Origin of the sequence: Oscillibacter valericigenes, from assembly GCF_021531435.1 — a bacterium.
In the GTDB taxonomy this organism is placed as follows: domain Bacteria; phylum Bacillota; class Clostridia; order Oscillospirales; family Oscillospiraceae; genus Oscillibacter; species Oscillibacter valericigenes_B.
The window spans coordinates 1-13,192 of record NZ_JAFBIS010000001.1 but is presented as its reverse complement, the minus strand read 5'-3'; the positions used below and the strand labels follow the sequence as shown (position 1 = coordinate 13,192).

Here is a 13,192-nt window from a genome sequence, read left to right as displayed (position 1 = left end):
GCCGCGCGAAAAAAGCGGGACGGCCGCATGCTCTCCCATGCAGCCGTCCCGCTCTCCTCCGGGTCAATTACTATTATGCAGTAGCCGCTGAAGCGCGACCTCCTCGTACAGCTCAGATGCCAGCGGCATCTGCGTAATATCACAGGTATAGCTGTCCCGTATCTGCTTGATCCGATACCGGACGGTATTTTTGTGCACATTCAAAATTTCCGACGCACGCTGCAAATTTTTGTCGGCGTCCAGCAAGTAGACGGCCAGCGTCTCCAGCAGCGTACTGTGGTTCCCGCACTGACGAATGGGCTGCAGCGCAAACATTTTCTGGGACAGGGCTGGCCCCTCCTGATCGGTCATGCCCTTGAGACGCTCTGCAAAATGCAGATCATACAAGTCAAACACGCTTCTCTCGGGATAGATCAGCTGGGCCGCGTCAAAATACGATTCAATGAGCTGGTAGTCATCCCGGAGGCTTTGCGCGGACGCGATATTGGAGCACTTGATCAGATTCAGGCGGTATCCCCCAGCCGCCAGGCCGTCCATCAGTTCCGTTTCCAGTTCAACGTCAAGTTCGGCAAACGCGGCGGCATTGAACAGGATGATGATGGAATTGTGGTAAAGGTCGGCGAGGGCCCATTTCCCTTTTCTGCGGAAAAAATGGCGCACTTCCGACACCGCCTGCCGCAGGGCCCGCTTCTGCTCATAGTCGCTGGAGCTCCGGTTGCCGCAGATCACCCACATGTTCTGGATCTTCCCCAGGTCGATGCCATGCTTTGCCGCAATTTCCCGCATGCGCAGCGGCTCATTGGAAATGATGCTGCGGATGATCATTTCCGGGGTCGTTTCTTCAAGGGTATAATTCGAAATGTTCATGAACAGGGCCACCAGCTCCGCCGCCCGGCAGATCTGATCGTATGTGACACTTTTCTGCTCATCAACGGCAAAGAGATGCAGCTGCGGATTGTGGTCCGGGACCACGATCGAATATGTAACATACACCTCTTTTTGATCCAGTTCCATCGGCTCCTGCCGCATGGAGACCGCGGTATCCTGTTCCCGCAGGAACAGTTCCGCGATTTTCTGGTAGTCCCAGTCCGCGGACTGGGGCCATTGCCCCTCAGACACCAGGTCTCCTTTCTGGCTGAGCAGAAAGAACGAGCAGTGAAAGCGGTCGCTGATGATCTGCAGCACGCTGCGGATGGTTCGCATCCTTTCCGGGAGCTCGGAAACGCTCTCCAGGATCTCAGGAATAAAGTTCAGGTCCTCTTCCTTGCTGCGCAGAAGCGCGTACATCACATCGTTGATCGCCTCTCCATAGCGGAAGTCAAAGCGGTTAAACGGCATACAGATCAGCGGCAGGTTGACCTCGTCAGCCGTTTTGATCAGCCGCTCATCCAGATACGGCACGAAGATCCCCACATAGTACAGGACGACGGCGCAGATCCCGATCTCCTTCATGCGGCGGATGACGGAGCATTGGGCGGCCACATCGTTCTTGATGGAGGCAAAGGCTGTGATGCACATTTCATGGTTCAGGAACAGGTCTGACGATATGACGGAAACATCCGCGTATTCCAAAACCGTGATCGAGTTCACAGACTGCCCGATCCCACCGCGTCCGGCCACGATTTTCGCGCAGCGGAAGGCCGGGAGGTTCATGCAGCTTTCAACCGTCAAACTCAAGGCGATCCCTCCTATCGTATCCGAATAAAATCCCGTTATTTTCAGTATATCACGATTTTTTGTCTGATTCTGTCATATCACACATATGATATATCAAAATAGCAAATTTTTCAGCAGGGACCGTGAAAAACAAGGACAACGGCTGGAAAAAAATTCTTGACATCGGCGGGCCGATATGTTATTCAGTAAGTAGTAATCACCGTGGCCCGGAATTTTCGGCGGCCGCGGCGGTCAAAAACTCAATCAGGGTCGGATGAGTAGTCCGGGAGAGACCGTGGTCTTCACGGCGCCGAAGGGGTATGCGAGAACTCTCAGGTAAAAAGGATCGGACTATGACGAAACTTCGGAGAGTGCGGCGACAGCCGCACGCCAAAGGGGCAACCTGCCGGCGTCCAGCCGGAGGGAATCTCTCAGGTATATGACGGAGGCGCAAAACACCGAAAGGGGTTTTGCGCCTCTTTTTGCGTATAAAACGGCAAAAATTCCAATAGGCTGATGCTGAAAGAAAGTTAGGAGAGTGACTTATGAGCGATCTGAAACGTACCCAACTCTACGATGTCCATGTGGCCGCCGGCGCCGAGATGGTGGACTTCGGCGGATGGGAAATGCCCATCCAGTACCCCACCGGCATCATTGCCGAGCACCTGTACACCCGCCACGCCTGCAGCCTGTTCGACGTGTCCCACATGGGCCGCCTGCTGGTGGATGGCCCGGAGCGTGTGGCCTTCCTGCAGCACGTTCTGACCAGCAACGTCATGGCGCTGGAGGTCAACCAGGCCCAGTACAGCATCATCCCCAATGAGAACGGCGGCGCCATCGACGACGCCTACCTGTACAGATTCGAGGAGGACCGGTTCCTGCTGGTGGTGAACGCCGCCAATACAGAGAAGGACCTGGCCCATCTGATGACCGAAGTCAAAAACTACGACTGCACCATCACGGACATCACTGCCGACTGGGCCGCCATCGCCGTCCAGGGCCCCAAGAGCAAGGAGATCCTGACCATCCTCTCCGGCGGCGAACAGATCACCGAGCCCGTGAAGAACGCCCTGAACACCCTGCAGCTGGAGGGCCGGACCGTCCGGGCGGCCAAGACCGGCTACACCGGCGAGCCCCTGGGCTATGAAGTCTATATCAAGAGCGAGGACGCCGCCTGGCTGTGGAACCGCCTTATCGAGTTGGGCGCCAAGCCCGCCGGTCTGGGCGCCCGCGACACCCTCCGCCTGGAGGCCGGGATGCCCCTGTACGGCCATGAGATGGGCGTTGACCCCGACGGCAAGGAGATGCCCATCTTCGCCGTCTCCCTGGCAAGATTTGCCGTCAGCTTCTCCGAGCAGAAGGGCGATTACATCGGCCGCCAGGCCCTGGAGCGCCAGTCCGCCGCCTTCAAGCGCATCATGAACCGGGACTTCAGCGACCTGGACGTGCTGCCCAAGCGCATCATGCCCATCACCCTTCTGGACCGCGGCGTCATGCGGGCCGGAATGCCCGTTTACCGCAACGGCGAGCAGATCGGCTGGGTGACCAGCGGCACCATGGTGCCCTACTACCGCAGCGAGGGCGAGGGCCTGGCCACAAAGATTTTGGACGACACCGCCAAGCGCGCCATCGGCACAGCCTACATCGCCAGCGACGTACTGACGGATGACATCGTGGAGGTGGACATCCGGGGCAAGCGGCTGAAGGCCGTCATCCCGCCCTACCACATGCGCGTGGACGCGCCGCCCTTCGCCCGTCCCATCCTCTACAAGCCCGACGAGGAGGCTGCCGCCGCCGACACCGGCAACCGCGCTGCCAAGGCTGTCGAGCTGCTCCGCAAGGCCACCGAAAACCACGAGTGGCGCCAGAAGCAGTGCATCAACCTGATCCCCTCGGAGAACAGCGCCAGCCGGGCCGTCCAGCTCCTGTGCGCCTCCGACCCCGCCTTCCGTTACGCCGAGCACCGGAAGATCAAGTCCTTCTATGACCAGGACGTGTTCTACTACCAGGGCACCAAGTTCATCGACGAGGTGGAGCAGCTGCTGGTGGAGCAGATGAAGGAGTACCTGGGCTGCAGCGAGGTGGAGACCCGCGTCATCAGCGGCCAGATGTCCAACATGGCGGTGTTCTCCGCCCTGATGGACTGGAAAAACCGCCTGGACCGCAAGCACACCCCCCAGCGCCTGGGCTACGTCATGAACAACCACATCATCAAGGGCGGCCACCTGTCTGCACAGCCTATGGGCGCCCTGCATGACTACATCGCCATCGACCCCGTCACCGAGCGCTCCGCCGTGGTGAACTTCCCCGTCTGCAAGGACAATATCTACAAGATCGACGTGGAGGAGACCAAGAAGCTCATCGACCGCTACCGTCCTGAGCTCATCATCTTCGGCAAGAGCATGGTGCTCCACAAGGAGCCCGTGGCCGCCATCCGCCGGTTCGTGGATGAGCAGAACATCCCCACCACCATCATGTACGACATGGCCCACGTCCTGGGTCTGGTGGGCGACCACTTCCAGAAGCCCTTCGAGGAGGGCGCGGAGATCGTCACCGGCTCCACCCACAAGACCTTCTTCGGCCCCCAGCGGGGTATCGTCGGCGTCAACTACAAAAAGGAGGACCTGAAGTACGGCCTGTGGGAGACCATCGAGTCCCGTGCCTTCCCCGGCAGCGTGTCCAACCACCACCTGGGCACCCAGCTGGGTCTGCTGATGGCTGCCTATGAGATGAACACCTTCAAGGATGAATATCAGCGCAACATCATTGAAAACGCCAAGCACTTCGCCAAGTGCCTGAAGGCCCAGGGCCTGGACGTGGCCGGCGATCCCTCCATTGATTACACGGAGACCCACCAGGTCATCGTGTCCGTGGGCTACGGCTGCGGCCCCGAGGTGGCCGAACGGCTGGAGGAGAACAACGTCATCGTCAACTACCAAGCCACCCCCGAGGAGGAGGGCTTCACCGCCTCCGGTGCTCTGCGGATGGGCGTCAGTGAGATGACCCGTTTCGGTTTTGAAAAAGAGGACTTCGCCAAGCTGGCGGAGCTGATGGCCGACTGCGTCCTGCGGAACAAGGACATCTCCGGAGATGTGGAAAAGCTCCGCGCCGAACACACCGAGATGCGCTACTGCTTCAACGACGAGGAGATGCGGGATGCCATGGGCGGCCTGCTGGGCCAGATCGGCCTGTAACAGTCATCCATGACCGGGGTGGCGGTCTCCGCCGCTCCGGGGAACATAACACACAGAATCTGAATTTTTTGGAGGTATCATTATGAACTTTCCCGCTGAACTGAAGTATTCCAAGTCCCACGAGTGGGTCAAGATGGATGGCGATGTGGCAGTCATCGGCATTTCTGATTTCGCGCAGGACGCCCTGGGCGATGTGGTGTTCATCAACCTGCCCGGCGAGGGCGACAGCGTCACCGCCGGCGAGGCCTTCGGCGATGTAGAGTCCGTCAAGGCGGTCTCCGACATCATCAGCCCCGTCACCGGCGTGATCTGCGCGGTCAACGAGGACCTGGCCGACGCCCCCGAGAACCTGAACAGCGACCCCTACGGCGCCTGGATCATCAAGGTGGAGAACATTACCGGACAGGAGGACCTGCTGGACGCCGCCGCTTACGAGGCGCTCTGCGCTGAGGAGGGCTGATATGGGAAGCTATGTGCCCTCCACTCCGGCGGAGCGGCAGGAAATGCTGAAAGCCATCGGGCTCAGCGACTACCGGGAGCTGTACCGCGATGTGCCCGAGAGCATGTACCTGGACCATCCGCTGGATGTGCCCGCCGGAATGAGCGAGCTGGAGGTCAGCCGCGCCGTGTCCGCCATGGCCGCGAAGAACAAGGTGTTCTCCACCATCCTGCGGGGCGCCGGGGCCTACGACCACTATATCCCCAGCATCGTCAAGTACATCCCCGCGAAGGAGGAGTTCCTGACGGCCTATACCCCTTACCAGGCGGAAATGAGCCAGGGCATCCTCCAGTCCATCTTTGAATACCAGACCATGATCTGCGAGCTGACCGGCATGGACGTGTCCAACGCCTCCGTCTACGACGGCGCCACCGCCGCCGCCGAGGCTGCCGCCATGTGCCGGGACCGGAAGCGGAAGGTGACGCTGGTCTCCGCCGCCGCCCATCCCGACGTCATCAACACCATCCGCACCTACTGCTACGGTGCCGGAGAGGAACTGCGCATCGTTCCTGCAAAGGACGGCAAAACGGACCTGGACGCCCTGAAGGAGATGCTGACCCCTGATGTGGCCTCCTTCTACGTCCAGCAGCCCAACTTCAACGGTCTCTTTGAGGACGCGGAGGCTCTGGGCGAAGCGGTCCACGCTGCCGGTGCCATGTACGTCATGGGCTGCAACCCCATCGCCCTTGCCATTATGAAGACGCCCCGGGACTGCGGCGCCGATGTGGCGGTGGGCGAGGGTCAGCCTCTCGGTATGCCCATCGGCTACGGCGGCCCTTACCTGGGCTTCATGGTCACTACCACCAAGCACATGCGCAAGCTGCCCGGCCGTATCGTGGGCGAGACGGTGGACAGCAAGGGCGAGCGCGCCTACGTCCTGTCCCTCCAGGCCCGGGAACAGCATATCCGCCGGGAGAAGGCCAGCAGCAACATCTGCTCCAACGAGGCCCTCTGCGCCCTGACCGCAGGCCTGTACATGGCCACCATGGGTCCCCAGGGCATGGCCGACGCCGCCCGCCAGTCCATGGCAAAGGCCCACTATCTGGCCGACGCGCTGTGCGCCATCCCCGGGATAGCCCTGAAATATCCGGGCGAATATTTTGACGAGTTCGTGGTGGAGATGCCCAAGGCTGACGAAGCGCTAAAGGCGCTGGAGGAGGCCGGTATCCTGGGCGGTCTGCCTGTGGAGGGCGGCGTGCTGTGGTGCGCCACGGAGAAGGCCTCCAGGGAGGCCCTGGACCGGGCCGCCGCCATCGTGAAGGAGGTGTGCGCGGGATGAAATTGATTTTTGAGAAAAGCGTACCGGGCCGCGGCATGAGCCTGCTGCCGCCCTGCGACGTGGACCTGGTCGCCATGCCCGCCGGGCTGGAGCGCGAGACGATGCCCCAGCTGCCGGAGATGAGCGAGACCGACATCTCCCGCCACTACACCGAACTGAACCAGCATGTCCACGGCGTCAACTGCGGTTTCTATCCCCTGGGCTCCTGCACCATGAAGTACAACCCCCGCATCGACGAGGAGATGGCGGCGCTGCCCGGCTTCACCCAGATCCATCCCCTGGCCCCCGCCGACGCCACTGAGGGCTGCCGGGAGGTGCTGGACACCGCCAAGCGCTATTTGTGCGAAGTCAGCGGCATGGACGACATGACCTTCCAGCCCGCCGCCGGCGCCCACGGCGAATTCACCGGTGTGCTGCTCATCAAGCAGTACCATGACGCCCGGGGCGACAAGAAGCGCACCAAGATCATCGTCCCCGACTCCGCCCACGGCACCAACCCCGCCACCGCCGCCATGTGCGGCTTCGAGGTGGTGAACATCGCCTCCGCCCCCAACGGCTGCGTGGACCTGGAGGCTTTGAAGGCCGCTCTGGGCGATGATACCGCGGGCCTGATGCTGACCAACCCCAATACCGTCGGTATCTTTGATGAAAACATCCTGGAGATCACCCGCCTGGTGCACGAGGCCGGCGGCCTGTGCTACTACGACGGTGCCAACCTGAACGCCGTCATGGGCGTGGTCCGCCCCGGCGACATGGGCTTCGACTGCATCCACATGAACCTGCACAAGACCTTCGCCACGCCTCACGGCGGCGGCGGTCCCGGCGCGGGCGCCGTGGGCTGCAAGGCGTTCCTCGCCGAGTATCTGCCGAAATCCGCCCTGATGGACGGCCCCGGCCGCCTGCAGGTCCGCGGCTTTGCCGGCAACTTCCTGGTGGTGGTGAAGGCCCTGACTTACATCATGACCCTGGGCCGGGAGGGCATCCCCGAGGCCGCCCGGAACGCGGTGCTGAACGCCAACTATCTGATGCGAAAGATCCAGGGCACCTTCGAGCCCGCTTTCGACCGCATCTGCATGCACGAGTTCGTGCTGGACCTCAGCGGGTTCAAGAAGGAGACCGGGGTATCCGCCCTGGATGTGGCCAAGTCCCTCATTGACTACGGCATGCATCCGCCTACGATGTACTTCCCGCTGATCGTCCATGAGGCGCTGATGCTGGAGCCCACGGAGACCGAGAGCCGGGAAACGCTGGACTGGGCGGCGGAGGTGTTCCGTCAGCTCTATGAGCTGGCCCACAAGGACCCGGAGTTCATGCACAACGCCCCCCACAACGCCCAGATCGGCCGTCCCGACGAGGTCCGGGCCGCCCGGAATCCGGTACTGCGGTGGCAGAAGAGCTGACCCGGCCCACGGAGGTAGTTATGCGTGATTATCAGCTGATCGTCATCGGCGCCGGTCCCGGCGGATACATGGCGGCCCTCCGGGCCGCCAAGCTAGGGCTGCGCACCGCTGTCGTGGAAAGCCGCGAAGCAGGCGGAACCTGCCTCAACCGGGGCTGCGTTCCCACGAAGACCCTTCTCCACGCATCGCAGCTCTACCGGGACGCCTGCTCCGGGGCCCACGCCGGCATCCATATCGACGGCGCCAGGGCGGACCTTGCCGAAATTTTCAATTATAAGCGGCAGATCTCCCAAAAGCTCAGCAGCGGCATTGAGAGCCTGTTCAAGGGCGCCAAGGTGGAGTTGCTCCGGGGCAGGGCCTCTATCACCGAGCCAGGCACCGTCCATGTGACCGCCGACGGCGGAGAGACCGTTTACACCGCCGACAACATTCTGGTGGCCACCGGCTCCGCCCCCGCCCGTCCTCCCATTCCCGGCCTGGACCTGCCCGGTGTCATGACCTCCGATGAGCTTCTGGAGGGCACAGATACCCTGTACCGCTCCATTGTTATCATCGGCGGCGGTGTCATCGGCGTGGAGTTTGCCACTTTCTACGCCGACCTGGGCTGCGAGGTCACCATTGTGGAGGGCATGGACCGCCTGCTGCCCACCATGGACCGGGAGCTGGGTCAGAACCTGGCCCAGACGCTGAAAAAGCAGGGCGTGAAGATCATCACCGGCGCTATGGTGCAGAACGTGGAGCAGGGAGGCGACGGCCTGACGGTCTATTTCCTGGCCAAGGATACCCCCGGCGCCGCGTCCGGCGAGGCTGTGCTGTGCGCCATCGGCCGCCGTCCTTATCTGGATGGTCTGTTCCCCGGCGACCTTCAGCCGGAGATGAACGGCCGGGCTATCCGGGTGGACGACGCTTACCAGACCAGCATTCCCGGTATCTATGCCATCGGAGATGTATCCTCCCGTATTCAGCTGGCCCACGTCGCCTCCGCTCAGGGCGTAGCCTGTGTAGAGATGCTGTGCGGGGAGACGAATTCCGTGAATATGGACATCGTGCCCAGCTGCATCTACTGCCGCCCCGAGATCGCCGTGGTAGGCATGACGGAGGCCGAGGCCAAGGAAGCCGGAGTCCCCGCGAAAGTCGGTAAATGCGTCATGTTCGGCAATGCCAGGACGCTGATCGCCGATACCGGGCGCAGCTTTATGAAGGTGGTCGCCAACGCCGACACCCATGAGATCATCGGCGCACAGCTCATGTGCGAACACAGCACCGACATGATCAGTCAAATCAGCCAAGCCATGGCAAACCACCTGACAGCCGAACAGCTCCTGCTGGCCATGCGTCCCCACCCCACCTTTGAGGAGGCCATGACGGAGGCGCTGGAAGATCTGGTAAAGAAGCTGGGAAATTAAGCCTCTTTCCCTGCCCGCGTACCTTTTATTGCACGTTACCGCGTCAAAAAGCTGCATTTCAGCTGACAGCTGAAATGCAGCTTTTATCTTGCAAGAGCGCACAGACAGGAAGGAGCCCAAGGTCTCATCCTGCATGACGGCGTCCTCTCAGGTAACGTTGTCCATCACGGCAGGGATGATCTGCGGCGTGCTTTTTCTCGCCGTGCCGCCCAACACGGTATTGCACAGTCGTTTTCCGCACCAGATTCGCTTTATGACAATGCCGTCGCCGCGTCATTCTCCGCAACCATCAAAAAGAAGATCCTTCATGATACATACCTGAAACTGTTGCATCCGATCTTCTGTGCACCGTTCTGTCACAGAATGGATCGGCTGCGCTGCCAAGCGTCCATATTGTTGTTTTACGGTCATGCTTGTTGCCATCATCTTGAGGGGGAATGCATTCAGATCGATTCAGCGCGTATAGATCTCGATCGCCGCCGCCATGAATGCTGCCGTGCCTGCGCCGTATTGGTCAATGTGCTGCGTGAAGCGCTCATCGCCCACATACATTTGGCCGAGGCAGGAGAGGATCTCTTTCGTGCAGGTGTAGTAATGGGACGTGATATATGCCTGCCACTTTTTCACAAGCGCCTGTGTCTCTGCACTGTCCGGGGCAAGGAAACGATCCCTGCCAAACTCACTCAGGATCATGGCGCCCTCACCGTCCAGCATGTTTTGCTGTGCGTCGCTGTAACCGGCTGACTTTTTTTCATACTCAGCGTAGGCAGCCGTATCGCCCCAGCGCTGCTTCGCTTCTTCGGCGTATTGCTTTTTCATTTCTTCTATCTTTGTGGTATCAAATTGCCGGAAACTCATGTCCTGTTCTCCTTTCAAGGTCTTGTCCACAAGAGAAATCAAGCTGTCGAGCCTGCTGCGCTTTTGCAGGAGGAGTTCTTTCTGCTTTCGCAAAGCCCTTTCTTTCTCATAGGCGGGATTCTGCATGATGTTTCTGATATCTTCCAATGGGAAGTCAAGCTCCCGGAAAAATAAAATCTGCTGCAGAACCTCCAGATCCGTGTCGTTATAGACCCGGTAGCCCGCCTCTGTGACTTCGCTCGGCTTCAGCAGACCGATCTCGTCATAGTAATGCAGCGTGCGGACGGTCACGCCGGTCAGCTTTGCCACGTCGCTGATCTTCATTGCCAGAAGTCCTCCGTCTGTTTCAAAATTTCGACCGTTGGCGTGATGGTCGCCTCATAGATCGATGCACCCGTTTTCTTCAGGTAATGTCCGATCAGCGCATATCCGCAGGCGTAGCCGCCGCAATAGGGCATCCCAATGGGCTGACCTCCCCGCAGAGCCATGATCTCGTCGCCATAAAGATAGGAAGAAAGTTCCTGAAAATCGCTTGTCATCAAATTTGCCCGGATGAGGGGTTTGACGGTTTCCCGCAGCGTCTCCGGTGTCGTCTCTCTGACCCACTTGCCCACCTTGTCTTCACCGAACATGGTTGCGGCAAAGGTTTCCGCCAGACCTTCCGACACGATCATATCCGCCAGTGTGATCTGGTTGCTCCACTGCATGAACTGCCAGCGGACATTGTGATTGGTTTCGTGGGCCAGTGCCACCGGCAGCAGGGAAAGCGACCGCTCATTGGGTACAATGGAACCGATGATAACAAGCTAAAAAGAAAGTTCCTATCCGCTGCTCCTAATTTAACTTGGGTGAGCGATATTACATATGCCCGCGTAGGTCATGATTTCTTATATCTCTGTGTCGTCATAGATCTCTATTCCAGAAAGGTCGTATCATATCGCATTTCAGAACATATTGATACTGCTCTTGTTAAACAAGCTTTTCTGGATGCCTTTCACACTAGAGGTGCCCCGGAAAACCTTACTTTTCACAGCGACCAAGGAACACAATATACCTCTTTTGAATTCCGGCAGCTTCTCAAAAAGCTCGGTGTGATTCAGTCATTTTCGGCTCCTGGTTCCCCTCATGACAATGCTGTTGCCGAATCTTTTTTCGCTTCAATCAAAAAAGAAGATTTCCGTCGCAACTTTTATAAAACAGAAGACGAGTTCCAAGACGCTGTGGCCAAGTACATTGAGTTTTATAACGATTATCGTCCCCATCAAAGGCTTGGATCTCTGACCCCCAACCAGGCCGAGGCTGAATACTATGAGGCGCTTTTCGAAGCCGAAAGCACAGTTCAAGTAAAATCCGAAAATAATTCCGAAGAATAAACAAAATGCCTACAGTTTTTATACAGTCCAAAAAAGATTGTATAAAATACTGTAGGCATTCCAAATGGTGGAGGTGGGGGGAATTGAACCCCCGTCCGAAAGCACTTTAACGGGACTTTCTCCGGGCGCAGTCAGGTTTCAAAATTCCCGCCCCGCAAAGACACCTGACAGACTTTGCGGTTTGGTAGAGTCATGATGCGTGGGCGGGTCAACTCTTTCCCGCCTCACGGACGCCACATCAACGACGCCTTCCCCGGCCTGTGGCCTCTCCGGTTCAGACGGCCGCCTTTAATTAGGCAGCAATAGCAACAGTGTTGTTGTTATTTAATTTATAAATTGCCCGTTTTATGGCGGTCAGGCGCCGCCGCCCGCTTGTCCCGCCTCCATACCCCCGTCGAAACCGGTACACCCCCTCGTCGTCGGGGCAAACTTCACTACACTCACTCCCGCCTTGCGGCGAGAGTTCGCACCGTTCCGTTGCCCCTCCTCTCCAAATCAGAAACGCTGCGTAGCCGTTGGCGGCTTTGCCGCTTTACGGATGCGGCGTACCCCTTGCGGGTGCTACGCTGGTTTCTGATTTGGTTTAGGGATACGTTTTGGGTTTTGGAATTGGGATCGCTGTCACGTATCGTAACACATTTCTATGGCGAAATGTGTTACGATTTCGTGACATTTTTCATTTTCAGGTTTTTGCCAGTTTGACCATCAGCTTCACCGGCGTCACCTTGGCGAGGACGCGGTAGAACTTATAGAACAGCCGGGGCGTGTAGATGGTCCGGCCCGCCCGGGCCGCCCGGAGGGCGCCGCCCGCCACCCGCACCTGGTCGCAATAGGGCAGCGTGGAGAAGGTCTTGGAATTGCCGGTGATGCCGCCGATGTCCAAAAACTCCGTCTGCATGGGGCCGGGGCACACCGCCGTAGCGGTGAGGCCCTTGGGCCGCAGTTCCTCCGCCAACCCCACGGTGAAAGAGGACACATACGCCTTGGATGCGGAGTACACCGTCATCCGTGGATTGGGGCAGAAGGAGGCGATGGAGGACACGTTCAGCACGCAGCCGCCGGGGGCCATGAAGGGCACCGTCATATTCGTGATGGCGGTCAGGGCCCGCAGGTTCAGGTCGATCATCCGGGTCTGGGTGGAGGTCTCCATCTCCCCGATGTTGCCCAAATAGCCGCAGCCGGCGTTGTTCACCAGCAGGATGACCTCCGGCTCCTCCTGCCGCAGCTTTTCCTGATACGCCATGAAGCTCATGGGATCGCACAGGTCCAGGGCCAGGCACTCCACGGCCTTATCCGGCAGGGTAGCCGCCAGCTCCTCCAGCCGGTCCGTCCGGCGGGCAATGAGCCAATAGCACTCCACCTCGGGGAACACGTCCGAGATCTGACGGACAAATTCCCGGCCCAGGCCGGAGGACGCGCCGGTGACGATTGCGGTTTTCATGGGACCGCCTCCTCGTATAATAAGTTTTAAAGTTAATAATTCAGATATCAGCAGGCTTTGAGATGCCCGTGATACAATGCTGTCAG

The 13,192-nt window shown here is 59.2% G+C and carries 10 protein-coding genes, 1 other RNA gene and 1 riboswitch; of the genes, 6 read left to right on the top strand and 5 right to left on the bottom strand.

Annotated features, from left to right (window positions below; genetic code table 11):
* Window positions 1-63: 63 nt before the first annotated feature.
* A complete protein-coding gene (locus JQM68_RS00055) occupies window positions 64-1,677 on the bottom strand; it encodes a PucR family transcriptional regulator (RefSeq protein ID WP_235220867.1) in 1,614 nt (537 codons plus the stop codon).
* Window positions 1,678-1,930: 253 nt separating this feature from the next.
* Window positions 1,931-2,015: riboswitch (glycine riboswitch) on the top strand.
* A gap of 186 nt (window positions 2,016-2,201) precedes the next feature.
* Between JQM68_RS00055 and gcvT the strand changes: the two genes are divergently transcribed.
* From gcvT to lpdA, 5 genes are all read left to right on the top strand, one after another.
* The gene (gene gcvT, locus JQM68_RS00050; RefSeq protein ID WP_235220866.1) at window positions 2,202-4,850 is read left to right on the top strand and encodes a glycine cleavage system aminomethyltransferase GcvT; all 2,649 of its coding nucleotides are present in this window, start codon (window positions 2,202-2,204) and stop codon (window positions 4,848-4,850) included.
* 82 nt (window positions 4,851-4,932) lie between these two features.
* Window positions 4,933-5,310, top strand: a complete 378-nt coding sequence (gene gcvH / locus JQM68_RS00045) for a glycine cleavage system protein GcvH (protein ID WP_235220865.1) — start codon at window positions 4,933-4,935, stop codon at window positions 5,308-5,310.
* A gap of 1 nt (window position 5,311) precedes the next feature.
* Complete coding sequence (gene gcvPA / locus JQM68_RS00040; protein ID WP_235220864.1) at window positions 5,312-6,628, top strand: aminomethyl-transferring glycine dehydrogenase subunit GcvPA; 1,317 nt, start codon at window positions 5,312-5,314, stop codon at window positions 6,626-6,628.
* A complete protein-coding gene (gcvPB, locus tag JQM68_RS00035) occupies window positions 6,625-8,028 on the top strand; it encodes an aminomethyl-transferring glycine dehydrogenase subunit GcvPB (RefSeq protein WP_235220863.1) in 1,404 nt (467 codons plus the stop codon). Before gcvPA ends, gcvPB begins: the two co-directional genes overlap by 4 nt.
* 20 nt (window positions 8,029-8,048) lie before the next feature.
* Window positions 8,049-9,434, top strand: coding sequence for a dihydrolipoyl dehydrogenase (gene lpdA, locus JQM68_RS00030; protein WP_235220862.1), 1,386 nt, complete (start codon window positions 8,049-8,051; stop codon window positions 9,432-9,434).
* A 453-nt stretch (window positions 9,435-9,887) separates the two neighbouring features.
* On the opposite strand, the gene JQM68_RS00025 is transcribed toward lpdA, so the two are convergent.
* Together JQM68_RS00025 and JQM68_RS00020 are read right to left on the bottom strand one after the other, a co-directional pair.
* On the bottom strand, window positions 9,888-10,616 hold the full coding sequence (locus JQM68_RS00025) for a MerR family transcriptional regulator (RefSeq protein ID WP_235220861.1): 729 nt from the start codon (window positions 10,614-10,616) through the stop codon (window positions 9,888-9,890).
* On the bottom strand, window positions 10,613-11,044 hold the full coding sequence (locus JQM68_RS00020; RefSeq protein ID WP_235220860.1) for a DUF2268 domain-containing putative Zn-dependent protease: 432 nt from the start codon (window positions 11,042-11,044) through the stop codon (window positions 10,613-10,615). Before JQM68_RS00020 ends, JQM68_RS00025 begins: the two co-directional genes overlap by 4 nt.
* On the opposite strand from JQM68_RS00020, the gene JQM68_RS00015 reads away from it, so the two are divergent.
* Window positions 11,018-11,665 carry an IS3 family transposase gene (locus JQM68_RS00015; RefSeq protein WP_235220859.1) on the top strand — a complete coding sequence of 216 codons (648 nt, stop codon included), beginning with the start codon at window positions 11,018-11,020 and terminating at the stop codon, window positions 11,663-11,665. The two genes, JQM68_RS00020 and JQM68_RS00015, sit on opposite strands and share 27 nt — an antisense overlap.
* 65 nt (window positions 11,666-11,730) lie before the next feature.
* Here JQM68_RS00015 and ssrA read toward each other — a convergent pair.
* Together ssrA and JQM68_RS00005 are read right to left on the bottom strand one after the other, a co-directional pair.
* Window positions 11,731-12,078, bottom strand: a transfer-messenger RNA (tmRNA) gene (ssrA, locus tag JQM68_RS00010).
* Window positions 12,079-12,347: 269 nt separating this feature from the next.
* Window positions 12,348-13,106, bottom strand: coding sequence for an SDR family NAD(P)-dependent oxidoreductase (locus JQM68_RS00005; protein ID WP_235220858.1), 759 nt, complete (start codon window positions 13,104-13,106; stop codon window positions 12,348-12,350).
* Window positions 13,107-13,192 lie beyond the last annotated feature (86 nt).